This window comes from Actinomadura rubteroloni, assembly GCF_002911665.1.
Classification (GTDB): Bacteria; Actinomycetota; Actinomycetes; order Streptosporangiales; family Streptosporangiaceae; genus Spirillospora; species Spirillospora rubteroloni.
In genome coordinates this window covers 169,464-193,716 of record NZ_MTBP01000001.1, presented here as the reverse complement: position 1 = coordinate 193,716, position 24,253 = coordinate 169,464, and the positions used below count along the sequence as shown (strand labels likewise).

Below are 24,253 nucleotides of genomic sequence, written 5' to 3'. Positions count from 1 at the left end.
CCGGAGATGTCAGCGCGAGGTAAACCCGTGGCGTCCGGCCCAGGCGGACAGCGCGGCGGCGATCTCGTCCGGACGGTCCTCGGGCGCGTGGTGCCCGGCCGGCCCGCACGCGACGGTCTCCAGCGCGGCCATGTTCTCCGCGCACCACGCGACCGTGTCCGGCCCGATGAGCAGGGTGCCCGCGCCGTCGAAGGTGAGGAGCAGCTTGGGGACGTCCGCGCTGTCCTTGAGCCAGGGCCGGAACGCGTCCAGCCGTGCGGCGACCTCGGCCGGCTCGCCGCCGAGCGGGAACTGCCGCGCCCAGGCGAGGATCGGGCGGCGGCTCTCGGGCGTCGGGAACGGCGCGAGGTATTCGGCGTAGTCCGCGTCGCCGACGGGAGTGAGGACGGCCCCCTTGAACGCCGTCAGCAGGAACCGGTTCTCCTCCAGCACCATCTGTTCGCCCGCGCCCGGCGTGCGGACGAGTTCGGTGCGCTCCCGCGCCGCCGCCGACAGGCCGTCCCACGGGAGCGGACGGACGACGCTCTCCAGGAACGCGACGCCCTTCACCCGGTCCGGGTGCCGGGACGCCCAGTCGAACGCGAGCGCGCCGCCCCAGTCGTGGCCGACGAGCACGACGCCGTCCAGGCCGAGGGCGTCGAACCAGGCGTCCAGGTACCGCGCGTGGTCGGCGAAAAGGTAGGGGATGTCGGGCTTGCCGGACCGGCCCATGCCGATCAGGTCGGGCGCGAGCAGCCGCGCGCCGCCGACGCCGGGCAGGACGTTCCGCCAGATGTGCGACGACGCCGGGTTGCCGTGCAGGAAGACGAATGGTGTTCCGTTTCCGGACTCGCGGTAGTGGACGGTCGAGTCGAGTACGTCGATCGCAGGCATGGCGGTCCTTCGTTCGTTGCTCTAACGTTTATGTCACTAACGAACGTAAACCGTTAGTCCGACTAACGCAAGGAGCCGACCATGCCGGACGACATGCCCGCGCGCTCGGGGTCCGCGCGGCTGCGCGCACTGCCGACCCGTCTCGTCGGACACGTCTCGGCCGTCGCGGACCGCCTGGTCACCGACGGTTTCGCCACCGCCGACGCCCGCCGCTGGCACTACGCGGTACTGACCGCGCTACGCGAGACGGGCCCGGTGAGCCAGGCGGAGCTGAGCCGCGTGTCGGGGATCTACCGGAGCGATCTCGTGGCGGTGCTCAACGAGCTGTCCGTGCAGGGGTACGTGGAGCGGGCGCCCGATCCGTCCGACCGGCGGCGCAACGTCATCACGATCACGCCCGCGGGCTGGGACCGCGTGCGGCGGCTCGACGCGCTGATCGACGGCGTCCAGGACGAACTGCTAGCCCCCCTGGACGCGGCCGAGCGCGCCCAGTTGAAGAACCTGCTGGAACGGCTCTACGAGCACCATTTCCCGGCGCGCTGAAACTCGGGCGGACGCCCGTCCGTTCACCTCGTGGGAAGCAGGTCCTCGGCGACCAGGTGCTCGGCGAGGACGGCGCGATGGGTCGCGCGGGCCTTCTCGTGCCGGGCGCGGCCCTCCGGGGTGATGCAGACGAACACGCCCCGGCGGTCCGACGAGCACAGCGACCGGGCGACGAGCCCGTGCTTCTCCAGCCGTCCCACGGTGCGGGAAAGAGCGCTCTGGCTGAGATACATCTCACCCGCCAGATCCTGCATGCGCTGGGAGTCGCGGCGGCACTCGGCGAGACGGTCCAGCGTCTCGTACTCGCTCATCGTGAGGCCGTGCTTCTCCTGCAACAGGCGGTCGAGATGGCACGCGACCGTGTTGTAGCAGGTCAGCAGGGACCTCCACCGCTCGACCAAGCCATGCTCTTCCGGCTCCATGCCGCGCATCCTACCATCTCCGCGCATCTTATGCAGCTACATTAGTTGCTTAAGGATCTTATGCGTAGACAATCAATGCATGTGCATGTATCGTCCTTTGACGTGACCACCACCGAAACTTCCCGTGTCACCGCTGCCCACGCGCCGGCGGAGCCGGTCAACCAGAGCTGGACCCCCAGGCTGTGGGGCATCCTCGCGGTGCTGTGCGCCGTGCTGTTCCTCGACGCTTTGGACGTGTCGATGGTGGGCGTGGCGCTCCCGTCCATCGGAACCGAACTGGACATGGGCACGACCTCACTCCAGTGGATCGTGAACGGCTATGTCCTCGGCTACGGCGGACTGCTGCTGCTCGGCGGGCGCACCGCCGACCTGCTGGGCCGCCGCCGCGTCTTCCTGATCGCGCTCGGCGTCTTCGCCGCGGCCTCGCTCGTCGGCGGGCTCGTGGACAACGGCACGCTGCTGATCATCACCCGTTTCGTCAAGGGCCTCGCCGCGGCCTTCACCGCGCCGACCGCCCTGTCCATCCTGACCACCACCTTCCACGGACCGGCGCGCATCCGGGCGCTGTCGGTGTTCTCCATCTTCGGAGCCAGCGGCTACTCGTCCGGACTGATCCTCGGCGGCCTGCTGACCAGTGCGGGCTGGCGCTGGACGTTCCTGACGCCCGTCCCGCTGGCGCTGGCCGCCCTGGTCGTCGGCCTCCTCCTGATCCCGAAGGACCGCAAGGCGGAAGAGGGCGGCCACGACATCATCGGCGCCGTCACGCTGACCGCCGGGATGCTGCTCGCCGTCTACACCGTCGTGTCCGCTCCCGACCGGGGCTGGACCGATCCGCTGACGCTGCTGTCGGTCGTCGTGGCGGTCGCGCTGCTCGCGGGGTTCGTGTTCGCCGAGACCAAGGTGCGGCACCCGCTCGTCCGGCTCGGCATCCTGCGGGTCGCGACGATCGTCCGCGCGAACCTCAGCATCATCGCGCTGTTCGGCTCCTACCTCAGCTTCCAGTTCATGATGACCCTGTACCTCCAGGACGTCCTGCACTGGTCGCCGCTGCGGATGGCGATGGCGCTGCTGCCCGTCGGCCTGATCGTCGCGGCCGTGTCCCCGTTCATGGGCAACCTCATCGGACGGTTCGGCACGCCGAAGCTGATCACCAGCTCGATGGTCTCGCTCAGCCTCGGCTACGGCTGGTTCCTGCTGACGGCGGGCGACCACCCGGACTACCTGACGACCATCTTCCCGACGATGATCCTGCTCGGCGGCGGGTTCGGCTTCGGGTTCAGCTCGATCATGGCGCAGGCCACCGACGGGATCGAGGACAGCGAGCAGGGGCTCGCGTCCGGGCTCGTCCAGACGTCCGGGCAGGTCGGCGCGGCGCTCGTGCTGGCCGTCGTCACGGCGCTGGTCGCGACGGACGGGACGGGCGACGGCGGGGGCTTCGCCCCGTTCCACCCCGGCGTGAACCTCGTGACCGCGGTCGGGCTCGTCGGCCTGGCGCTCAACGTGGTGCCGCTGCTGACGCGCCGCCGCCAGGGGGCGCACGCCTGACGGCTCCGCCGGCTGCGGGCCGGCGTCGCGGGAGACCGCGGCGCCGGCCCGTTCCGCGTAGCCGGGGGCCGCCGGGGTAGGGGGCGGCGACCGATACGCAACCAGGGGGAGACATCATGCGGATCGTCGTGGTCGGGGCCACCGGCAACGTCGGCGTCGGCACGCTGCGGGCGCTCGCGGCGGATGCGGACGTCACCTCGGTCCTCGGGATCGCCCGGCGCCGTCCCGGACTGTCGTTCGACAAGACCGAGTGGGCCGCCGCCGACACCGCGCGCGACGACCTCGTCCCGCTGTTCCGGGACGCCGACGCCGTGATCAACCTGGCCTGGATGTTCCAGCCGACGCACCGGCCGCGCGTCACGTGGCGCAACAACGTGCTCGGCGGGATGCGCGTGCTGCGCGCCGTCGCCGACGCGGACGTCCCGGCGCTCGTCCACGCCTCCTCGGTCGGCGCGTACTCGCCGAAGCCCGCCGACGGCCGTCCGGTGGACGAGTCCTGGCCCACCGACGGCTGGCCGACCGCCGCCTACAGCCGCGAGAAGTGCTACCTGGAACGGGTGCTCGACGCGTTCGAGCTGGAGAACCCCGGACGTCGCGTCGTGCGGATGCGGCCCGGCTTCATCTTCCAGCGCGGCGCGGCCACGGCGCAGCGGCGGATCTTCGGCGGGCCGTTCGTCCCGAACCGGCTCGCGCGGGCGGGCGTCGTGCCCGTCCTGCCGGACATCCCGGGACTGGCCGTCCAGGCGCTGCACGCCGACGACGCGGGCGAGGCCTACCGGCTCGCCGCCGTCCGCGACGTGCGCGGCCCGTTCAACCTCGCCGCCGAACCGGTCATCGACATGCAGCGGCTCGCCGACCTGCTCAGCGCCCGCACCGCGCGGGTGCCGGTGGGCGCGCTCCGGACGTTCGTCGCGGCGGCGTGGCGGCTCGGGATCGTCCCGGCGTCGCCCGACCTGTTCGACCTGGCGCTCCACGTCCCGCTCCTCGACACCGGACGCGCGCACGAGGAACTGGGATGGCGTCCGCGCCATTCCAGCCTGGACGCCATCGCCGAATTCCTGGACGGCCTGCGCTCCAACGCGTCCCTCGACACACCGCCGCTCGCACGGGCGACGAGCGGCCCGATGCGGATCCGCGAATTCGCCACCGGCATCGGCCGCCGCCCCTGATTTCCCAGCGCACTCTGAAAAGGCCGGGCGGTACAGTCGGGCACATGGCGGACGAAGGCAGCGTCCGGGTCGACGCGTGGATCTGGTCGGTCCGGCTCGTGAAGACGCGCTCCCTGGCGACGTCGGCGTGCCGGGGCGGCCACGTCCGGGTGAACGGCGACCGGGTCAAGCCCGCCGCGCAGCTCCGCACGGGCGACGAAGTGCGCGTCCGCCTGGAAGGACGCGAACGCGTCGTGATCGTCCGCCAACTCCTGCGCAAACGCGTCAGCCCGGCCGCCGCCCAGGAGTCCTACACCGACCAGAGCCCCCCGCCGCCCCCGCGCGAGGCCCTCGTCCCGGTCGCCCGCCGCGACCGCGGCACCGGCCGCCCCACCAAACGCGACCGCCGCGAACTCGACCGCCTCCGCACCCTCCCACCCGACCTCTAAGCCCGGCTCACACGCGCCGCGCACACCCGCCGAAAAGCCCGCTGCACCAGGGCTGCCGGCCGCTCCACGGCTACCTCGAACTCGCCTGGCCCAACGACCGGCCGCACAAGATCGCCACTGGTCGCGCCCCGCAGCGCCGGCCCGGAGCCCGGACGATCGTCCGCGCCGGCGCGGCGGTCGAACAGGCGACCATCCCCGACTGAAAGCGATCCTGATGAGTGCCTACACACGCCTTCTCGCCACCCACCAGTGGCTTTACCAGGCATCCGGCGGCCGGGTCGGCCACCGCCTCCTCGGCGTCCCCACCCTCCTGCTCACCGCGCGAGGGCGCCGGACGGGGAAACTCCGCACGGTCGCGCTCGTCTACGCCCGCGACGGCGACGACCTGCTCGTCGTGGCCTCCAACGGCGGCAACGACAAGCCACCGGCCTGGCTGCTGAACCTCAGCGCCGCACCGACGGTGAACATACGAGTGGGGCGTCGTCAGTACCGGGCGACCGCCAGAATCGTCCGACCGGACGACGACGCCTACGACAGGCTCCTCGCCCTGTGCGACGCCGCGAACCGTGACCGCTACAGCGCGTACCAGCGCATGACCTCCCGCCCCATCCCGATCATCGCTCTCTCACCACAGGCCGCCCCGACGGCGAAGGACGACCGATGACCGCGTGTGCCTCCTCCCGGCGGCGACCATCGCCGAGGAGACCCGCACCCGCCCCCTGAACCCGGCTCACGCGCGCCGCGGACACCGCCGCGCCACCGTCGCGGACGCCTTCCCGCATAACGCCACGTAACGCCGAAAGGCTTCGCCGTGGCTCAGCCGGGCCGCGCGGCGGAACCAGGTGACTGCCCCGGGGCCCCTTCGCGCTCGGCGCGGATCAGCCCGATCCGGAAGCACGCCCCGGAGTTGCCGCCCCGGCGCGCGCGGCCTCGAAAGGAGACCAGGGCGGCGTCGAGATCGCCGTCCTCCTGGCGGGCGCGGGCGATGCCGTGCGCGTCTCCGCGTACCGCGCGTCTGCGCGTGCCGCGCTTCGTCGTGGATGCCCCGCGTCGCCGGACGGTGACTGCGCAAGGCTTGCGGGGTGGCCGGGGGAGGACGGTGCCTGTATTCATGGTTAATTGGTGGGTATAGTCGGCATATTGTCGAGTCGCAGGAGGCCGGGATGTCGTTGCCGACCTTTCTCGTGGTGGGGGCGCCGAAGGCCGGGACGACCGCGCTGCACGCCGCGCTCAGCCGTCACCCCGGGCTGTATCTGTCGCCGGTCAAAGAGCCGAAGTTCTTTCTCACGGACGGGCCGCCGCCGGAGCGCGGCGGGCCCGGTGACGTGCAGACGTACCGGGAGCACGTGTGGCGGCGGGCGGATTATGAGGCGCTGTTCGCGCAGGCGCCGGACGGGATCGGGCGGGGCGAGGCCACGCCGTTCTATCTGTACGACCTGGAGGCGCAGAAGCGGATCCGGAACCTCGTTCCGGATGTGCGGATCATCGCGATCCTGCGCGACCCCGTGGAACGTGCCCACTCCAACTGGACGCACCTGTGGTCGGCAGGGCTGGAACCCGTCGGCGACGTGGTCGAGGCGTGCGCGCTGGAGCCGGAGCGAATCGCGGCGGGCTGGTCGGCGTTCTGGCACTACATCGGGCTCGGCCGCTACGGCGAGCAGCTCGACCACCTCTACACGCTGTTCCCCCGCGAGCAGGTGCTCGTGTTCCGCTACCGGGAGCTGCTGGAGCGGCCCGTCGCGACGCTGGACCGGATCTTCGCATTCCTCGGCGTCGAGGAGGGCGTCGTCACCGAGGTGCCGCGCGAGAACGTCACCGCGCATCCGGACGCGTCCGCGCGGCACAGGCTGCTGTCGCGCGCGCTGCGGGTCAGCGCGGCGGTGGACGCGGCGCTGCCCGGCCATCCGCTGCGCGCCCGGGTGACCGTCCCGCTGGAACGGGCGCTCCAGCGCGGCGGACGGCCCCGCCGCCCGCTCACCTGGGAGCAGCGGCAGGCGCTCATCCCCTACTTCGAGGCCGACGTCCGGGTGCTGGAGAAGGTGACAGGGGAGGACTTCGGCGACTGGCTCGCACCGCGCGACGCGTCCGGCGGACGGGTCGGGGAGCGCCCGCCGGGCCAGTTCCAGGCGCGCAACGGCCGTGCGGGCGGCTAGCGCAGTTCGGTGCGGAGTTCGTGGGCGCCGTCCGGACGCGTCCACTCGTAGTAGAGGCGGTGGCCGCCCGCGACCGGCACGACGTCGAGGTAGCGCAGCCCGCCGCCGTGGTGCGGCGACGCGACCGGGGGACCGTCGAGCGCGGTGAGCGCGCCGGGGTCGGCGCCGGCGGCGAACCCCGTCCGCTCCTCGTAGTTCTGCGCGGCGGCGGCGCGTCCGTCGTAGGCGGCGAGGACGCCGTCGGGCGTGAACCGGACCGCGCTGACGCGGACGCCCCGCGCGTCCCACGCGCCCGGACGGCGCCCGAGCGCGGTGCCGTGCCAGGTCCACTCCAGGCCGTCCCGGCTGGTGGCGTAGTCGGTGACCATCTGGTCGGCCTCGGCGGGGTCGGCGAGCGGATGGCAGGACGCCCACAGATGCCACAGCCCGTCATGTCGGACGATCACCGGGTCCTTGACGCCCGTCTTGTCGTCGCCGGGCAGCGTCACACGACGGTTCCGGACATCGAACGCGGCCGGATCGGCGGCCTCCACGACCTCGACCCGCCAGTGCTTGGTGCCGGGCGTCGCGGCGCTGAGGTAGAGGCGCCAGGTGCCGTCGGGCGTCCGGACGAGCGCGGGCCGCTCCAGCGACTCGCAGTCCAGTTCGTCCTTCTCGATCGTGAGGAGCGGCGTGAAGTGCTCGCCGTCGGACGACCGCGCGACCACGACCGCGTGGCCGCGCCCCTGGCCGAGCGGGCGGCGCAGCCGGTAGGCGAGGTGGACGGTTCCGTCGTGGGCGACGGCGCTCGGCGCGCCCGCCCAGTGGCCGTCCCCGGCGCCGGGCGGCGCGACCACCAGCGCGGACCGCTCCGGACGGGGCGTGAGGGCGGACACCGCAGCTTCCCTTTTATTCATACCTGGATGATAGGTCTAACGGCCCGCCCGGGCGATGGGCTCCCAAAGCCGACCATCTTGGTAGGGATGGTTGACTTGTTCGGCGGTGTCGTGGTTCGCTGAGGTCATGCCCAAGCCGCTCCTCCTCGTCCGCAGGCGGCACGTGGACCACGGTCGCCTCGCGGCCTCCATCTGTCGGCGCTGACCGACGCCCCCTCTTTCCTTCCGGCCCCCGGCACGACGACGTGCCCGCGGCCGTGTTCCCCCCTGCCCTCCCCGAGGAGTCGAGTCATGCCCGAAACCCTGTTCGACGTGCGCAAGATCGGCGGACGGATCGGCGCCGAGGTCGTCGGCGTCGACCTGCGCGACCTGTCCGACACCGTCTTCGCCGAGATCCACGCCGCCCTCCTGGAGCACAAGGCGCTCGCCTTCCGCGGCCAGGACCTCACCGACGCCGACCAGATCGCGTTCGCGTCCCGGTTCGGCCCGCTGACCGGCGCGCACCCGACCGTCCCGTCGGTGGACGGGCACGCCGAGGTGCTGCCGGTGGACAGCGAGTCCGGCCGCGCGAACCGCTGGCACACCGACGTCACGTTCGTCCGGACGCCCCCGAAGATCAGCACGCTGCGCAGCCTCGTCGTCACCCCGTACGGCGGCGACACGCTCATCGCCGACACCGCCGGCGCCTACCGCGACCTGCCGGACGAGCTGCGCGCGTTCGCGGACCGGCTCTGGGCCGTCCACACGAACGCCTACGACTACGTGCGTCCGCGCACCGACGGCGTGGACCCGGAGAAGGCCGCCGAGCACCGGCGCAAGTTCGTCTCCAGCGTGTGGAAAACGGCGCACCCGGTCGTGCGCGTGCACCCCGAGACCGGGCAGCCGAACCTGTTCATCGGCGGGTTCGCGCAGAGCATCGTCGGGTTGCCGAGCCACGACGGCCGGACGATCCTGGACCTCCTCCAGGCGTACGTGACCCGTCCGGAGAACGTCTTCCGCTGGCACTGGGCGCCGGGCGACGTGATCGTCTTCGACAACCGGACCACCCAGCACTACGCCGCTGACGACTACGGCGACCTGCCGCGCCTGCTGCACCGCGTCACAGTCGCGGGCGACGTCCCGGCGGGCGTGGACGGCGCCGCGAGCTACCTCATCGAGGGCGACGACGCCGCCCACTACACGCCGGCGGGCTGACCGGTGAAGATCGCCAGACGCGACGTCCTCGCCGCGCTCGCCCTCTCCGCCGCCGCGACGACGGCCGCCGCGTGCGGGACGAGCGCGTCCGGGGAGACGACCTCGACCCTCCGCTACCAGGGCTCGGCCGGGCAGGTCACGCCCGCCGAACTGGCCGCCGACCTGGGCTTTCTCGGCCCGGTGAAGCTGAAGTGGGTGGGCAACACGATCAGCGGGCCGCAGGACATCCAGTCCGCCGCGACCGGCCAGACCGACTTCGGCGGCGCGTTCAACGGCGCGGTGATCAAGCTCGTCCAGGCGGGCGCGCCGATCACCGCCGTCATCGGGTACTACGGCGTGGACCGGCTGACGTACAACGGGTTCTTCGTCCCGGCCGACAGCCCGATCCGGACGGTCCGCGACCTCGTCGGCAAGAAGATCGGGATGAACACGCTCGGCGCGCATTCCGAGGCCGTCCTGGACATTTATCTCCAGCGCAACGGGTTCTCGCCCGCCGACATCAAGAAGGTCGAGCCGATCGTCGTCCCGCCGGTGAGCGCGGAGCAGGCGCTGCGGGCGCACCGCATCGACGTCGGGGTGCTCAGCGGCGTCTTCCAGGAGAAGGCGAAGGCGGCGGGCGGCCTGCGGGAACTGTTCGACGACCACCAGTTCCTCGGCGATTTCACGGCGGGCAGCTACGTCTTCCGCAAGGACTTCATCAAGCGCAACCCGGCGACCGTCCGGGCGTTCACGACCGGGGTCGGCAAGGCCATCGACTGGGCCCGGACGACCCCGCGCGACCAGGTCGTCCAGCGGTTCGAGCAGATCATCCGCAAGCGCGGGCGCAACGAGGACACGGCCGCGCTGAAGTACTGGAAGTCCTACGGCGTCGGCAATCCGCACGGCGCGATCCAGGACCGCGAGATCACCACCTGGATCACCTGGCTCGAACAGGCCGGGCAGATCCCGAAGGGCAAGGTCAAGGCCGCCGACATCTATACCAACCGGTTCAACGGGGGGTGACGGGAATGGCACCGAAAATCGAGGTCCAAGGGCTCGGGAAAACGTTCTCGGTCCGGGGCGGAGGGACGTTCGACGCCCTCCGGGACATCTCGTTCGCGCTGCCCGAGGGCGATTTCCTGGTGGTCGTCGGGCCGTCCGGCTGCGGGAAGAGCACGCTGCTGGACCTGCTCGGCGGGCTGACGCGTCCGACGTCCGGCCGCGTCCTGCTGGACGGCGCCGAGATCACCGGCCCGGCCCTCGACCGCGGCATCGTCTTCCAGCAGTACGCGCTGCTGCCGTGGCGCACCGCGCAACGCAACGTCGAACTCGGCCTGGAGGCCAGCGGCGTGCCGCGCCGGGCGCGTGCCGCGACGGCCCGCGAGTATCTCCAGCTCGTCGGCCTGTCGGGGTTCGAGGACCGCTACCCGCACGAGCTGTCGGGCGGGATGCGCCAGCGCGTCGCCATCGCGCGCAGCCTCGCCTACGACCCCGGCGTCCTGCTCATGGACGAGCCGTTCGGCGCGCTCGACGCCCAGACCCGCGAGTCCCTGCAACAGGAGCTGCTGCGGATCTGGGAGCGCACCGGCAAGACCGTCGTGTTCATCACGCACGACATCGACGAGGCCGTCTACCTGGGCCGACGCGTCGCCGTCATGACCGCGCGGCCCGGACGGATCAAGCGCGTCGTGGACATCGACCTGCCCGTCCACGACGAGGCCGCCGACCCGCGCTCCAGCCCCGAGTTCGCCCGGCACCGGCACGAGGTGTGGTCGCTGCTGCGCGACGAGGTCGCCGCGTCCCGGAAGGAGGCCGTCTCCGTTGGCTAGCGTGCTCGAAGCGCCCCCGGCCGCGCGTCCCGCCGCGCCGCCGGCCCGCGCGCCCCGCCGCGTCCTCCGCGTGGGCCTGTCGCTCAGCCGGCGCAGCGTCGCGATCCTCGCGTTCCTCGCGCTGTGGGAGATCGCGCCGCGCGCCGGACTCGTGGACCGGACGTTCCTCGTCCCGTTCTCCGAGGTCCTGCCCACACTGTGGGACCTCGCCCGGGACGGGCAGCTCTGGAGCAACACCCAGACCAGCCTCGCGCGGGCGCTCAGCGGGTTCGCGATCGCGATCGCCGTCGCCGTCCCGCTCGGCCTGCTCATCGGCTGGTACCGGACGCTCGCGGAACTGCTCAACCCGCTGCTGGAACTGTTCCGCAACACCGCCGCGCTCGCGCTGCTGCCGGTGTTCGTGCTGATCCTCGGCATCGGCGAGACATCCAAAGTGTCGATCGTCGTGTACGCGTGCGTGTGGCCCGTCCTGCTCAACACCGTCAGCGCGGTGCGCGGCGTGGACCCGACGTTCGTCCGGGCGGCCCGGTCGCTCGGGCTGTCGGCGCCGCGGATCTTCCAGAAGGTCGTGCTGCCCGCGTCCGTCCCGTCGATCTTCACCGGGGTGCGGATGGCGGGCTCGAACTCGATCATCGTGCTGATCGCCGCCGAGATGGTCGGCGCGAAGTCCGGGCTCGGCTACCTCGTCAACGCGTCCCAGCAGAACTTCGCCATCACCCAGATGTACGCGGGCATCGTCGCGATCTCGGTGATCGGGCTCGTCTTCAACCACCTCCTGGTCGCGCTCGAACGCCGGTTCACCCGGTGGCGCGCGGACCGCTGATCGGGGCTCCACCATGCATCTGAACGCCTTTCTCATGCCCGCCGGGCACCACGACGCGGCGTGGCGTCACCCGTCCAGCGGCGCGGACCGCGCCACCGACGTCGCCTACTACCAGGACCTCGCCCGGACGGCCGAACGCGGTCGCCTGGACTCGGTGTTCTTCGCCGACGGCGTCGCGATCCGCCCGGCGCCCGCCGCGAACGTCGCCGGGGGACTGGAACCGCTGACGCTCCTCGCCGCTCTCGCCGTCGTGACCTCGCGGGTCGGGCTGATCGCCACGGCGTCCACCACGTTCTACGAGCCGTACACGCTGGCGCGGGCGTTCGCCTCACTCGACCACATCTCGGGCGGACGGGCCGGGTGGAACATCGTCACGTCCGGGACGGAGGCCGAGGCCCGCAACTTCAACCGCGACACCCATCTCGACCACGCCGTCCGGTACCAGCGGGCGGCGGAGTTCGTGGACGTCGCGAACGCCCTGTGGGAGAGCTGGGAACCGGACGCGATCGTGTTCGACCGGGACGCCGGCGTGTACGCCGATCCCTCGAAGATCCACGACGTCGGCCACACGGGAGAGCACTTTCGCGTGCGCGGGCCGCTGAACGTGCCGCGCTCGCCGCAGGGACGGCCGCTGCTCGTCCAGGCCGGGTCGTCGGAGGACGGCCGTGCGTTCGCCGCGCGCCACGCCGAGGCGATCTTCACCGCGCAGCAGACGCTCGCCGACGGGCAGGCGTTCTACCGGGACGTCAAGGCGCGTGCCGCCCGTCACGGCCGCGATCCGCGGATCCTGCCGGGGATCTGCCCGGTCCTCGGGTCGACGGAGGAGGAGGCGCACCGGCTGTCGGAGTCCCTGACCGAGCTGCAGGTGCTCGACTACGGGCTCGAACAGCTCTCCGGGATGCTGAACGTCGATCTGTCCGGATATCCGCTGGACGGGCCGCTGCCGGACGTCCTGCCGTCCGAGGACGAGATCAACGGCAACAAGAGCCGGTTCACGCTCGTCGCCCGCCTCGCGCGGCGCGAGAAGCTGACGATCCGGCAGATCATCGCGCGGCTCGGCGGCGGACGCGGCCACCGCGTGTTCGCCGGGACGCCCGAGCAGGTCGCCGACGAACTCGAAGAGTGGCACCGGCTCGGCGCGGCGGACGGGTTCAACATCATGCCGCCCGTCCTGCCCACCGGGCTGGAGGACTTCGTGGACCACGTCGTGCCCCTGCTCCAGAAGCGCGGGTTGTTCCGGCACGAGTACGAATCCACGACGCTGCGCGGGCACTACGGGCTCGATTGACGCGTGGGGCGTTCGGGCGGTTGACGTTCGGTCCGCTCCCGGCCAGTGGCCACGGCCGTCCCGGCGCAGCGCTACATATAGGGCCTTGTCACAACGAAAGGACCATGTGTGAAGAAGCTTCTCGGGGCGGCCGTCGCGGCGGTGGCGACGGTCGGTGTGTGGGCGGTACCGGCGGAGGCGGCGTCGGCCGTGCAGATCTACCGGGTCTACTACGACTCGCCGGGCAAGGACACCCGGTCGAACACGTCACTGAACGGCGAGTGGGTGCAGCTCTTCAACACGAGCCGGACGTCCCGGCAGCTCCGCGGCTACTCGCTCCGCGACCGGACCGGCTACACCTACACGTTCGGGACGTTCACCCTGAAGGGCCGCAAGTCGGTCTACGTCCACACGGGGAGCGGGACGAACACCGCCACCCAGCGCTACTGGGGACGCCGCTCCTACGTCTGGAACAACACGGGGGACAAGGCGTACCTGCGCTACAACGGCAGCACGCTCGACACGTGCTCGTGGGGCTCGGGCGGGTCGTCCACGTACTGCTGACCCCGGTCGATCTGGGACGCTTCCGGAATGATCGGCGCATTCGAGGCACACGTGACCGTTGCTCCGGATGACGGCGCCGAGCTGGAGCGATGGGCGTCCGCGCGCGGCGTGAAGTTCACCCACATCATGCTGGCGCGCGGACGCTCCGTCTCGCAGCCCATGCTGACCGTCCGCACCGCCGGAACGTTGGCCGAGGCCCGCGCGTCGGCCGCCCGGACGGTCGCCTCGCTGCGCGCGGACGGGTTCCGGGTGCTGCGGACGAAGATCGAGGCGTCCCCGTCCACCAGCGGCATCCCTTTGGCGGACGGCTGTGTTCCGGGGTATTTCGAGCACCATGTGAAGCTCGTCCTCGCCCCGGCCGCGGACCAGGCGGCGCTCGTGTCCCTGGTCGTCCCGCACGGCGCCCACGTGTCCCGCAACGCCCGCCGGACCCGGCCGGACGGACGCGCGGAACGCTTCGTCACCCAGCGCTGCCACCACGTCGGCGCGGTGACGGCGGGCCGCCGCCTGGACGCGCTCACCACCGCGCTGCTCGCACACGGCTACGACATCGCGGCGGTCGAACGCGAGTACGTCGTCTACGACGGCGACCCGTCGCTGGACGACGGCTGGATCACCGAGGGGACACCATGAACTGGGACGACATTCCGTGGGGTCCGTGGCCCGAGGGAACCGAACCTCCGCCCACCGATCCGGACGCCGAACAGCGCCGCCGCCTCGGCCTCCCCGCCACCTTGCGTCTCGTCCGCGACGGACGGCAGCCGCTGCTGTTCGACCCTTCGCTGAAGCACCACAGCCGCGCGATGCGCGCCGGACCGCCACGCTTCGCATCGGCGACGAAGAAACACCGCTGGTCGGTAGCGCGCCGCCAGGCACTCGACCACGTGCTGACCGCCGTGGCCTCATCTCCCTGGGCGGACCATCTCGTCCTGCGCGGGAGCCTGCTGCTGCGCGCCTGGTACGGCGAAGCGGCGCGGGAACCCCACGACCTAGACTTCGTCGTCGTGCCGGCGTCCTTCGGAATCGCCGATGACCGCGCCGAACCGATGCTCGCCGACCTGGCCCGCCGCGCCGAGGACGTCTCTCACCGCTCCGGCGACGTGCGGCTCAGCGCGGACGATGCGGTTCGCGACGACATTTGGACCTACGACCGCGTGCCGGGCCGTCGCCTGGTCCTGCCGTGGGGGACGGACGGCCTTCCGGAAGGCACCGTCCAACTCGACTTCGTCTTCAACGAGCCCTTGCCCGTCGCACCGACATGGACGCCCCTACCGCCCCTCTCCGGCACCGGCGCCACGCTGCGCGTTCAAGCGGCGACACCGGAATTGTCGCTCGCCTGGAAAGTGATGTGGCTGCTGGACGACATGTACCCGCAGGGAAAGGACTTGTACGACGCCCTCCTGCTCGCCGGGGACACACCCCTTGACTTCCGCCTTCTGGCGGACGTTCTGGTGGCGGCCGATCCGACGCACGTCCGCCGTCTCCCGACGCTGGACGACGTGAAACGCCTGCGGGTCGACTGGCCCGAATTCCAGAAAGAGCATCCCGAACTCCCCGGCACCGAAACGGACGCCCACCAGCGCCTAATCCACGCGCTGACCCCGACGTTCACCGCCGACGACGGCCTCCCGACCGCCGACTACGCCCGCCGCGCCGAACTCCTGTCCCCGCGAGTCGCTGAATACACGCCCGTCCTCGCGTCGGAAGGCACGGAAGCCGTGCTTCGCCGCATGGCCCTGACCGACCGCCTCGACGCGAACGAAGCCACGATCATCCTGAACGAACTCCTGCACCGGGCGCCCACCGACGTGCCCGCGACCTTGGAGGCCGTCCTGACCGGGTACACGGCCGCAAGCTCCGACTGGTCCGAATACCTCGCGCGCTACCCGGAAGCGCGCACCAAGATCCTCAACGACCTGGTCCCCTGACCCGACGCCACGTCCATGCGTCCGGCACCCTCCGGACAGCACGCCGGACCCCGGCTAGGTCGACGTCCCGGACCGGGTCCACTCTGTCCGGCGCACCCCGCGGCCTGGATGCCCGCCGCCAGGCCGAGGCAGCGGATCGTCCTGTCATGCAGCACGCCACCCAGACGGAACAGCCCGCACGAGCGCGCGACGCGACGCGTTGAAGGCGAGCCGCGGCCTCAGGCGCAACGCTGAGCCCCCGTCGGCAAGACGGTGCCGTGCCCGTCCGCCGCGATGCGTTGGGTTCAGCCCCGTTCGACGTCATGCCGAAAGGCACCCGCCCGCTCGCCGCGAGACCGCCACCGCATACGCTGGCGGCAGAGCTTCCGTTTTATGTCCGGCGGTGCGCATGCTAGAACGCACCGAGCGCCCAGGGCAGGTTCCGTTATCGCTATGAGTACCTTCGAGTACGGATGGCAGCATGGGCGGACCCTGAGCGTCGGCGGGCGATTCGTCGCATATGGACCATCGCACTGGGCCGTGCTCGCATTGTTCGCTCTCGGCTGCGCGGGCTTGGTGCTCATCGGCCGCACCCACCGAACGCCGCACGCACCGGGCGAAAGGTTCAGCGGCTACACAAAGGGCTTCAGCCAAGCGTTCGCCCTGGCAATGGCCTTTGTCGCGCTCGGCACCAAAACGTACTTCTACCTTCCGTCCCGGTGGAACTTGGGCTCAACGCTCCCGCTGGGCCTCTCCGACCTGGCCTGGCCGGTGGCGATCATCGCCCTGTGGACGCTGGGCCGGCATTGGTTCGCCCTGACGTACTACTGGGGGCTGACCCTCTCGATACAGGCCCTGGTGACTCCGGCGCTGAACGGCCCGGACTATCCCGGAATCAACTTCCTCGACTTCTTCGGCATGCACCTCCTGGTCGTCTGGGCGGCGGTCTACATGACGTGGGGCCTCGGCATCCGCCCGGATTGGCGCAGCTACAGATTCGCCGTCCTGATCACCGCAGCCTGGGGCCTGGCGACCTACTGCTTCAACCTGCTGGCACAAACGAATTACGGATACCTCAACCACAAACCCCACACCGGATCGGCACTGAACCTGCTCGGCCCCTGGCCCTGGTACGTGCTGGCCGAAGTCGCGATCATCCTGTCCGGCTGGGCACTGATCACCTGGCCATGGATGCGCCGACCTCACATCGCGACGCCCGCTTCCTGATACTCCAGCCGTAGATCGTGATCTTCATACTTGAGCGGCTCGCGGCACCGGTTCATAGCGCGTGTTTCGAGGACACGGCGGAAGTCGGCTGTGTGCTCCCCGCTTTCAGCGGACGCTGTCGGCCGATTCCGGGGGAACGTCCGTGCCCTGTCTGAGGAGAAGGACGAGCCGCCTTGCTTGAGCGGCATCGGTGGTGGTCAGGGCGATCCCGTTGGCCAAGGCGAGTAGTTCCGAGACATTGAGGTCGGCGCGGACGGCACCGGCGTTCTGCGCCCGGGTCAACAGTGCGGACGCGGCCGTACGCATCGAGTGGTGCCAGCGGTCGAACAGGGCGGAGCGCCGGCCGGCGGGGTCATCGGTGATCGACAACGCCAGTTCCCGCTTGGCTGCCACGTGCGCGATGAAATCGTGAAGCCAGTCGAAGAGGGCGTCGCCAGGAGGATCCTCGGCCAGCAGAGACTGGCTCCGAGCCCAGAGTTCGGCCACTTCCCCGGAGTAGACGGCGATGATGAGTTCGCGGCGCGTCGGAAAGTGCCGATACATCGTGGCGTTGCCGACACCGGCCCGGCGGGCGATGTCGTCAAGGGGGGCGTCGACGCCGTGGTCGTGGAAGACGTCCCTGGCCGCGGCCACGAGCAGGTCGTAGTTGCGCTGAGCGTCCGCGCGACGAGGACGCTGGGGGGCCGGACCCGGCACAGGCTCGGCGCTCTGCGGTGGCATGACCCTCCTTGTTAATCGGGGACCTCCCCGGTTACGGTAGCCGAACACACCAAGCGGGGAACTCCCCACTTTCTTGCTTGCGTGTCCCCACCGAAGGAGATTTCGCATGCCACAGGAAGCAGCGGACACCACGGGCCTGGGGCCGGGAGAGATTCACCGGCGCTCCGTCGAGAGCTACGCACAAGTCCTGGAAGGCCGGCTCGAAGACGCGCTGAAGCTGATCGACCCCGAGGTCGTCGACCACCGGGGAGGCACTCAGGGCGACCACCGCGGCCGCGACGCCTGGCGACAGAAGTGGGAGTCGATGAGCGCGGACAGCGCCTACCACGACGTCTCGCTGACGATCGAGCAGAACGTCGTCTCCGGCGACACCTCGGTCAACCGGTACACCCTCCGGGGCACCCACACCGACTCCGGCCGACGCTACGAGGTCCTCGTCATGGACATGGTCCGCGTCCGCAACGGCCGCATCTTCGAGCACTGGGTCCTGCGTGACGAGGACGCGATACGCCACCAGTTGGGCCTCTAAAAGAACCTTCTGCGTCCGACGGCCGGGTGTTGACCGCCAAACCCAACGGAAGACCCCGCCCGATGGCAGGAGGCGTTCGCAAGCCTCATGGCCGGGTTACGGGTCGGTTCGCCCGGGTCGAACCGAGGCGCCGGATGAAGAAATCGGTGCCTGGACCGCTGTCCAACCTGCCGCACCAGAACTGCTGGACCATAGCCGAACGGCCGGCAACACGACGCCGGACGGCAGCCAACACCCGCTGAGGCAGGGCAAAGCGGTCAACGGTCAGCGGCCCCGGCTCAGCTTGCGAAGCGCGGACGGCTTGTGCACCGCGCACTTGCCGGACTTCTCACTGCGAACCAGGTACTGCGGATCGTCCTTGGACGCGGCCACGTCCCGCCCCGCAGCGGTGGTGCGCTCAGTGATCTTCTGCTCGACCCGCCCCGGCACGCGAACACCGTGGCTGTTCCACTCGACGGCGTCCCCGGCCGAGAACTCCTGATCGTCCTTCGTCATGAGGCCCCCATCCTCGCTCGGCTCAGCCCCGACTACCCGCCCGCCGCGTCGGCAACCGTCCGCGCCACCTGCGGCAAGACGAGCCGACGCCACTCGCCGACACCCCCGCGTCGCTCGATGCCTTTGGTGAGAATCCACCGCAGGTACTAGTCGTGCTCCCAGCCTCGGCCGACGAGCAGCACGGCGGCCTGCGGCCAGGCGGCCCCATGCCCCTCGAACGGATGGGACGGTCCCCAGCAGAGGCATGAGCTGGGCGACGTCATGGCCGTTGGCATAACCGGGGCGCTTGAGGGTGCTTCGCAGTGTGTTGCTGCTTTGGCGGGTTCGTTTGTGGGCGTCTTTGCGGAGTGGGGGTGGGCGGGCGGCGGGTTGGGCCGCCCACCCGGGTGTTACTTCGAGCGTTTCCAGAACGGGCGCTTGGGCGGGTTGATGGTCGTGTCGAGGTTCGTGACGGCCTTCGTCCACAGGTCGTCCGTGGCTGCGGTCGAGGGGCCGGCGCGGTAGGCGCGAAGGGCTGCTGTGAGGTCGGTCAGTGGCTTGGGAGCCTCGTTGCCCAGACGCTGAAGTGTCATCTCTAGGAAGGGCAGCAGGTGGTGAAGGAGGTGGTCGCGGCGTTGTGACTCATCGCCGGTGAAGGTCTTCAGCGTCTCCAGTTCCGCGTTCAGCAGCGTGCGGGTGGTGTTCTGGTCGGCGTCGCCTGGACGTGGGGCTGGTACCTGGGTGCGTCGGCGGTCTGCGTGGTGATCCTGGCCGGGTGTGGCGTTCGGTCTTGCGGGGCGCGGGTCGGGTGTGGAGTTCTGCCTTGTGGGGTCAGAGCTGCGTTTCGGTCGTGATGTTGGCGGGACGTCTCGTGGGGCCGGGGTCGGTGCAGGCGTGGTCGGCGGGTGCGGGTACGGGTGGGATGCGGGTGCTGTGGGCGGGTGCGGTGCGCTGATGGGTGGTCCGGACGGGGGCGCCGGGGAAGGGGATGGCGCGGACGTGGGGTGCGCGTAGGGCGATGGGGCGGATGCGGGCTGGCCGTAGGGGGCCGACGGGCGGGGTGCGGAGCCGGGCGGGGCGGGGGGTGCGCCGTAGGGGACGGGGCGGCCTGGTGCGGGCGGTGGGGCGGTCGCGGGGGACGGCGGTGCGACTCGGGGTGCTGCCATGGGGTGGGCGGGGATCGATCGCGCTCGGCGGTGCAGGTCGGCCGCGTGGGGGTTCTCTACGGGTTGGATCACCTGGTGCGGTCGTGTTCCGGATTCGTTCGCGGTGACCGAGTCGGTGGCGACGAATGCCGTGAAGCGGCACAGCACGTTGAAGCGCAGCGAGACGCGGACGATCTGCTGTTCCAGGTCGGTGGTGCCCTCGATGACGTAGCGGTCTTCCAGGTCGCGCAGGCGCGCGCGGGCCCAGATCGACGTGGCGGCCCGGGACGGGACGACGGCCGGGGTCAGGCGACGTTCCCAGGGCGAGCCGTCGGCGGCGGTTCCGCGCAGGGTCAGGGTGCCGGAAGGGTCGCCCGTGTAGCGGCCCGCGATGACCAGCGCCGCGCCCGGGTAGAGGGCGCCGAGGCGGCGTGGTGTCACCGTGGTCGGATCGATTTCCAGGCCCGCCGGTTGCAGGGTCAGGTCGGTGACGAGTGGGGCGCCGATCCGGTGGTGGACGGACTCCATCGCCTGGTCGAGCCGGTCTTCGGATTCGACCAGTTCGCAGCGTCCGCCGATCGCGAGGCGGTTGAGGAAGCCGGCGTTCACGGCGTGGTCGATCCCGACCGTGTGGACGCGTACGCCCGCCAGGCGTGGCAGCAGGTGGGCGAGGAGCTGGTCCTCATTGGCTATCTGGCCGTCGGTGATGAGGACCAGCACCCGGTCGCGCGCGGTGTCAGTGAGCAGGCCGGCCGCCTCGTTCAGCGGGGTGAGCATCTCGGTTCCGCCGCGTGCGTCCAGGGTCGCCAGGTGCTCCACGGCGCGGAAGCGGTTGCGGTCGGTCGCGGGGGACAGGCCGTGCGGCAGGTCGGGGCGTTCGACCACGGTGTCGAAGGACAGGACGGCGAACCGGTCGTCGGACGTCAGGGTGTCCACGATGCGGGCGGCGGCGCGGCGGGCGCAGACCATCTTCCAGCCCGTCATGCTGCCGGACCGGTCGATCGCCAGGACGACGTCCCGCGGGCGGAGGCGGTGCTCGCCGGACGGTAGGAGGGTCAGGGTGAACGTGCCGCCGTTCGCGCCGTTCGCGCCGTTCGCGCCGTTCGCGCCGTTCGCGCCGTTCGGGCTGACCGTGAGCGCGGTGACCTCGCGGGTGCCGTAGCCGAGGCGCAGGACGAAGTCGCGGTCGAGGTGTTCGCCCGGGTCCAGGCGCAGCGTGGTCCGGCCGTCCGTGGTCTCTTCGGTGACGACGTGCAGGGCCGAGTGGATTTCGGTGAGCGGTAGCGCAGTCGTGTCCACGTCGACCGTGACGGCGAGCCGCACCGGGTTCGGGAAGCCGGGCAGCAGGACGGGCGGGCTGATCCGGGACGCGTCCGGTGCCGCGCCGGTGTCGGGGGCGACGCCTTGGCCGGCCGGGTCGCCGGGCAGGGGCGTTCCGGGGACGTAGCGTTGCGCGACCACGAGCGGGAAGCGGAAGGTGGCGACGCTCTCGGTTCCGCTCGTCTCGTAGGGGAGCGGCTGGTCCAGCGTGAGCCGGACGGTCACCCGTTCGCCCGGCGGGATGTTCCCGACCCGCAGCGTGAAGACGTCGGGCCGGTCCTCCTCGGCGATGGCGGCCCGCTTCCCGGCGGCGATCGCCGCGTCGTACTGCTGCCGGGCCTGGCCGCGTTCGGCGAGGACGCCGTCGACGACCCGGTCCGCGACCTCCATCCGCAGCGCCGTCACGGCCGCTCGGTCGGGCAGCGGGAAGATGTACGTCGCCTCCAGCGGGACGTCGAACGGGTTGCGGAATCCCTGGACGACCTCCACGCCCGCGGTGAGCCCGGTGATCGAGGCGTGGACGTCCACCCGGTCGAGCGGCAGGTTGCCCCGTTCGGTGGACAGGGCGCCGAGGCCGCCGTCGGGGGACGACTCGGCGGCGGGCAGCGGGACGATGCGCACGGTCACTGGGTACTCCCGGCGGGATGGTCGGACGTGCTGGGTTCGGGGAGCAGGCCGCGCCGGCGCAGCTCCTGGAGGAGGGGACCGGCCGCTGCGCGCAGGGCGTCGAGGTCCTCGGCGTCGAGGTCCTCGACCTCCAGCAGGACGGTGAGGCCGGGGACGAGCCGGACGCCGCGCACCAGCGCGGGCGAGGTGTCGAGCGTCGCCGGGACGCCGAAGGAGATGTCGGGCCGCGCGGCCCAGAACCGTTCCCGTTCGGCCGGCGGCGCGTCCGGTTCCGCGTCGGCGGCGGCACCCGCGACGCGTTCCAGCGTCGCGTCGGTCGCGCCGGCGAGTTCGAGCTGGATCTCGGCGATCGTGCGGCCCTGGGCCTGGCGGCGCTTGACCGCCAGCAACTGCAGGAGATGGCGGCGCCCGTAGAGCGCGACGCGCCCCCGGCGCCCGAGCGGGGGGTCGAGCAGCCCGATCGTCGTGTACCAGCGGATGAGCCGCTCGTTCGGCAGGTCGCGCACCCGGCCGTTGACCTGCTCGGACGCGCTCGCGGCGAGTTTCGCCGCCGCGTGGTCCGCCAGCTCGCGGATCGTCCAGGTCTCGTCCATGGCCCCAACGATGACACTGTCACGATGACACTGTCAAATTGATCTTGGTCCCGGCGGGGCGCGCGTAATGGTTAACGCCGATTCCCGTAAAGCGCCCTGCATCCCGCGGACCAGGCTTTACCTTTCCCCTCATGGACGACCATCTCCTGGTCGAGGCCCTGCGCACGCACGAGCCCGACGCGCCCGCGGCGGTGTACGAGGCGTACGGCGAAGCGCTCTACTCGTACTGCCGGTCGCGGCTGGGAGACGACGGGGCCGCGGCGGTCGCGGTCCGCGACGCGCTGATCGTCGCCGACACCCATGTGTGGCGGTTGCGGGAGCCCGCGCGGTTCCGTCCCTGGCTGTACGCGCTGGCCGCCGTCGAGTGCGCCCGCGCGACCCCCGTCCCGCCCGAGCCGCGCGACGACGGCGAGCCGGGGCCGCGCCGCGCCGCGCGCCGGGCGGTGGCCGCGCTGTCGGCCGAGGCGCGCGACGTGCTGGCGCTCCGGTACGTCCACGGCATCGAGCCCGCCGACCTCGCGGCGGTCACCGGCGGCGCCGACGGCGGTTTGGAGCGTGCCCACCGGGCGCTGGAGGCCGTGCTGACGGCCGAGATCCTCGCCGAGACGCCCTGTCCCGACCGTGACAGTGTCACGCCGGAGAGGCCGGGCAAGTATCTCCAGCACGTCCGCGACTGCGCGGTCTGCTCGCCGCGCGCCCCGCGGACGGTCGCCGCCGCGAAGGTGTTCGCGGCGCTGCCGAGGCAGCAGGTGCCGCGCACCCTGCGCCCGGAGGTCATCGCCTGCTTCCGCGACCCCGAGATGGTCGGCCGCAGGCTGTTCGTCGCGGGCCGCGTCGCCGAGTTCGGCCAAGACGGCTTCCCCGGCCCGTCCCGGCGCCCGTCCGGACGCGGCGGCCGGCGCGCGTTCGCCCTCGTGGCCGCCGCGACGGCCCTGACGGCGGTCGCGGGCGGGGCGTCGCTGCTGTGGGGCGGCGGAAGCGGCGCGACGTCCGGGGTGGCGCGCAGCCCGGCGGCGGACGAGCGCACCGAGTTTCCGCCGGCGAGCCCGCGCGTCAAGGTCGGGGAACCGGTGCGGAGCCCGCGGACGTCCGCCGCGCCGAGCGCGCTGCCGGTCTCCGCGACGGTCGGCCAGGGGGCGCAGACGACGCTGAGCATGCCGCCCGGACGGTCCGAGCCCGCGCCGACCCGTTCGCGTCCGCCGCGCCGCTCCACGCCGTCCGGCGGCCCGGTGGGGAACCGGCCGGAACCGCCTCCCGAGGACCCGCCGCTGCCGACGCCGCCGGCGAGCGCCGAGCCGAGCGCGTCAGAGTCCCCGCCGGCGTCGACGGCGCCGCAGCGCTCGGCGGGCTGAAACGGCGGCGGGTCCCGCCGCGCCGGGGCGCTGCGGGACCCACGGCTGCCCGGGAGCGGTCGGACGGCTCAGTGCCCGCCCTGGTCCGCCCAGCGCTTGCGGGACTTCTCGATCTCCTGCTCGGCCTCGACCCGTCCGGTCCAGCTCGCGCCCTCGACGGACTTGCCGGGCTCCAGGTCCTTGTAGACCTCGAAGAAGTGCTGGATCTCCAGCCGGTCGAACTCGGCGACGTGGTGGATGTCGCGCAGGTGCTCCATGCGCGGGTCGGTCGCCGGGACGCACAGGACCTTGTCGTCGCCGCCCGCCTCGTCGGTCATCCGGAACATGCCGACGGTGCGGCAGCGGATGAGGCAGCCGGGGAAGGTCGGCTCCTGGAGGATGACCAGGGCGTCGAGCGGGTCGCCGTCCTCGCCGAGGGTGTCCTCGATGAAGCCGTAGTCGGCCGGGTACTGGGTCGAGGTGAAGAGCATCCGGTCGAGGCGGATGCGACCGGTCTCGTGGTCCACCTCGTACTTGTTCCGCTGGCCCTTCGGAATCTCAATGGTGACGTCGAAATCCACGGTGTCCTCCGCTCCCTGCTGGCTCGCAGTGAATAGTCTTCCAGGAGTCTGTGCGCGCGGGGCCGGTCACCTGGACGGGGGTCCCCGGTGACACGGCGGGCATCGCGGCCGAACGCCGCCGCTCCTGATACAAGG

The 24,253-nt window shown here is 71.5% G+C and carries 25 protein-coding genes and 1 pseudogene; 18 read left to right on the top strand and 8 right to left on the bottom strand.

Features of this window, described 5'->3' with window-relative positions; genetic code table 11:
- Positions 1-9: 9 nt before the first annotated feature.
- Positions 10-873, bottom strand: a complete 864-nt coding sequence (locus BTM25_RS00975; RefSeq protein WP_103560874.1) for a haloalkane dehalogenase — start codon at positions 871-873, stop codon at positions 10-12.
- A gap of 81 nt (positions 874-954) precedes the next feature.
- On the opposite strand from BTM25_RS00975, the gene BTM25_RS00970 reads away from it, so the two are divergent.
- Positions 955-1,416, top strand: a complete 462-nt coding sequence (locus BTM25_RS00970) for a MarR family winged helix-turn-helix transcriptional regulator (protein ID WP_103560873.1) — start codon at positions 955-957, stop codon at positions 1,414-1,416.
- 23 nt (positions 1,417-1,439) lie between these two features.
- Here BTM25_RS00970 and BTM25_RS00965 read toward each other — a convergent pair whose 3' ends face one another.
- The gene (locus tag BTM25_RS00965) at positions 1,440-1,838 is read right to left on the bottom strand and encodes a MarR family winged helix-turn-helix transcriptional regulator (RefSeq protein WP_103560872.1); all 399 of its coding nucleotides are present in this window, start codon (positions 1,836-1,838) and stop codon (positions 1,440-1,442) included.
- A gap of 102 nt (positions 1,839-1,940) precedes the next feature.
- Between BTM25_RS00965 and BTM25_RS00960 the strand changes: the two genes are divergently transcribed.
- From BTM25_RS00960 to BTM25_RS00940, 5 genes are all read left to right on the top strand, one after another.
- Positions 1,941-3,383, top strand: coding sequence for an MFS transporter (locus BTM25_RS00960; protein WP_235827988.1), 1,443 nt, complete (start codon positions 1,941-1,943; stop codon positions 3,381-3,383).
- A 116-nt stretch (positions 3,384-3,499) separates the two neighbouring features.
- Complete coding sequence (locus BTM25_RS00955; RefSeq protein ID WP_103560870.1) at positions 3,500-4,552, top strand: NAD-dependent epimerase/dehydratase family protein; 1,053 nt, start codon at positions 3,500-3,502, stop codon at positions 4,550-4,552.
- Between the two features lie 44 nt (positions 4,553-4,596).
- Positions 4,597-4,980, top strand: a complete 384-nt coding sequence (locus tag BTM25_RS00950) for an RNA-binding S4 domain-containing protein (RefSeq protein ID WP_103560869.1) — start codon at positions 4,597-4,599, stop codon at positions 4,978-4,980.
- Positions 4,981-5,194: 214 nt separating this feature from the next.
- The gene (locus tag BTM25_RS00945; protein ID WP_103560868.1) at positions 5,195-5,644 is read left to right on the top strand and encodes a nitroreductase/quinone reductase family protein; all 450 of its coding nucleotides are present in this window, start codon (positions 5,195-5,197) and stop codon (positions 5,642-5,644) included.
- 499 nt (positions 5,645-6,143) lie between these two features.
- A complete protein-coding gene (locus tag BTM25_RS00940) occupies positions 6,144-7,133 on the top strand; it encodes a sulfotransferase family protein (RefSeq protein ID WP_103560867.1) in 990 nt (329 codons plus the stop codon).
- Here BTM25_RS00940 and BTM25_RS00935 read toward each other — a convergent pair.
- Positions 7,130-8,008 carry a glycoside hydrolase family protein gene (locus BTM25_RS00935; RefSeq protein ID WP_235827986.1) on the bottom strand — a complete coding sequence of 293 codons (879 nt, stop codon included), beginning with the start codon at positions 8,006-8,008 and terminating at the stop codon, positions 7,130-7,132. The genes BTM25_RS00940 and BTM25_RS00935 overlap by 4 nt on opposite strands.
- Positions 8,009-8,299: 291 nt before the next feature.
- Between BTM25_RS00935 and BTM25_RS00930 the strand changes: the two genes are divergently transcribed.
- The 9 genes from BTM25_RS00930 to BTM25_RS00890 all read left to right on the top strand — a co-directional run bounded on the left by BTM25_RS00930 (position 8,300) and on the right by BTM25_RS00890 (position 16,798).
- Positions 8,300-9,202: a TauD/TfdA dioxygenase family protein gene (locus BTM25_RS00930; RefSeq protein WP_103560865.1), complete on the top strand. Its 903-nt coding sequence runs from the start codon at positions 8,300-8,302 to the stop codon at positions 9,200-9,202.
- 3 nt (positions 9,203-9,205) lie between these two features.
- The gene (locus tag BTM25_RS00925) at positions 9,206-10,204 is read left to right on the top strand and encodes an ABC transporter substrate-binding protein (protein WP_103560864.1); all 999 of its coding nucleotides are present in this window, start codon (positions 9,206-9,208) and stop codon (positions 10,202-10,204) included.
- Between the two features lie 5 nt (positions 10,205-10,209).
- A complete protein-coding gene (locus BTM25_RS00920) occupies positions 10,210-11,010 on the top strand; it encodes an ABC transporter ATP-binding protein (RefSeq protein WP_103560863.1) in 801 nt (266 codons plus the stop codon).
- 1 nt (position 11,011) lies between these two features.
- Positions 11,012-11,833: an ABC transporter permease gene (locus BTM25_RS00915; RefSeq protein WP_103560862.1), complete on the top strand. Its 822-nt coding sequence runs from the start codon at positions 11,012-11,014 to the stop codon at positions 11,831-11,833.
- Positions 11,834-11,846: 13 nt separating this feature from the next.
- Entirely contained in the window at positions 11,847-13,121 is a 1,275-nt protein-coding gene (locus tag BTM25_RS00910; RefSeq protein ID WP_103560861.1) for an LLM class flavin-dependent oxidoreductase, read from the top strand.
- 108 nt (positions 13,122-13,229) lie between these two features.
- Entirely contained in the window at positions 13,230-13,664 is a 435-nt protein-coding gene (locus BTM25_RS00905; RefSeq protein ID WP_103560860.1) for a lamin tail domain-containing protein, read from the top strand.
- 51 nt (positions 13,665-13,715) lie between these two features.
- On the top strand, positions 13,716-14,297 hold the full coding sequence (locus tag BTM25_RS00900; protein WP_235827984.1) for a hypothetical protein: 582 nt from the start codon (positions 13,716-13,718) through the stop codon (positions 14,295-14,297).
- A 170-nt stretch (positions 14,298-14,467) separates the two neighbouring features.
- The gene (locus BTM25_RS00895; protein ID WP_205647930.1) at positions 14,468-15,592 is read left to right on the top strand and encodes a nucleotidyl transferase AbiEii/AbiGii toxin family protein; all 1,125 of its coding nucleotides are present in this window, start codon (positions 14,468-14,470) and stop codon (positions 15,590-15,592) included.
- A gap of 432 nt (positions 15,593-16,024) precedes the next feature.
- The gene (locus BTM25_RS00890; RefSeq protein WP_103560857.1) at positions 16,025-16,798 is read left to right on the top strand and encodes a YwaF family protein; all 774 of its coding nucleotides are present in this window, start codon (positions 16,025-16,027) and stop codon (positions 16,796-16,798) included.
- A gap of 105 nt (positions 16,799-16,903) precedes the next feature.
- Here the strand turns inward: BTM25_RS00890 and BTM25_RS00885 are convergent, their stop codons facing one another.
- On the bottom strand, positions 16,904-17,518 hold the full coding sequence (locus BTM25_RS00885; RefSeq protein WP_103560856.1) for a TetR/AcrR family transcriptional regulator: 615 nt from the start codon (positions 17,516-17,518) through the stop codon (positions 16,904-16,906).
- A 106-nt stretch (positions 17,519-17,624) separates the two neighbouring features.
- On the opposite strand from BTM25_RS00885, the gene BTM25_RS00880 reads away from it, so the two are divergent.
- Positions 17,625-18,047, top strand: coding sequence for an ester cyclase (locus tag BTM25_RS00880; RefSeq protein WP_103560855.1), 423 nt, complete (start codon positions 17,625-17,627; stop codon positions 18,045-18,047).
- Positions 18,048-18,134: 87 nt separating this feature from the next.
- A pseudogene (locus tag BTM25_RS30120) lies at positions 18,135-18,300 on the top strand (IS701 family transposase); the annotation flags it as partial.
- A gap of 11 nt (positions 18,301-18,311) precedes the next feature.
- Here BTM25_RS30120 and BTM25_RS00875 read toward each other — a convergent pair.
- The 3 genes from BTM25_RS00875 to BTM25_RS00865 form a co-directional block, all read right to left on the bottom strand.
- Positions 18,312-18,542 carry a hypervirulence associated TUDOR domain-containing protein gene (locus tag BTM25_RS00875; protein WP_103560854.1) on the bottom strand — a complete coding sequence of 77 codons (231 nt, stop codon included), beginning with the start codon at positions 18,540-18,542 and terminating at the stop codon, positions 18,312-18,314.
- Between the two features lie 389 nt (positions 18,543-18,931).
- Entirely contained in the window at positions 18,932-21,613 is a 2,682-nt protein-coding gene (locus BTM25_RS00870; protein WP_103560853.1) for a VIT domain-containing protein, read from the bottom strand.
- Entirely contained in the window at positions 21,610-22,206 is a 597-nt protein-coding gene (locus BTM25_RS00865) for a MerR family transcriptional regulator (protein WP_103560852.1), read from the bottom strand. Before BTM25_RS00865 ends, BTM25_RS00870 begins: the two co-directional genes overlap by 4 nt.
- A gap of 131 nt (positions 22,207-22,337) precedes the next feature.
- Here BTM25_RS00865 and BTM25_RS00860 point away from each other — a divergent pair, with 131 nt between their 5' ends.
- Positions 22,338-23,558: an RNA polymerase sigma factor gene (locus BTM25_RS00860; RefSeq protein ID WP_103560851.1), complete on the top strand. Its 1,221-nt coding sequence runs from the start codon at positions 22,338-22,340 to the stop codon at positions 23,556-23,558.
- Positions 23,559-23,626: 68 nt separating this feature from the next.
- Here BTM25_RS00860 and BTM25_RS00855 read toward each other — a convergent pair whose 3' ends face one another.
- A complete protein-coding gene (locus tag BTM25_RS00855) occupies positions 23,627-24,118 on the bottom strand; it encodes an inorganic diphosphatase (RefSeq protein WP_103560850.1) in 492 nt (163 codons plus the stop codon).
- Positions 24,119-24,253 lie beyond the last annotated feature (135 nt).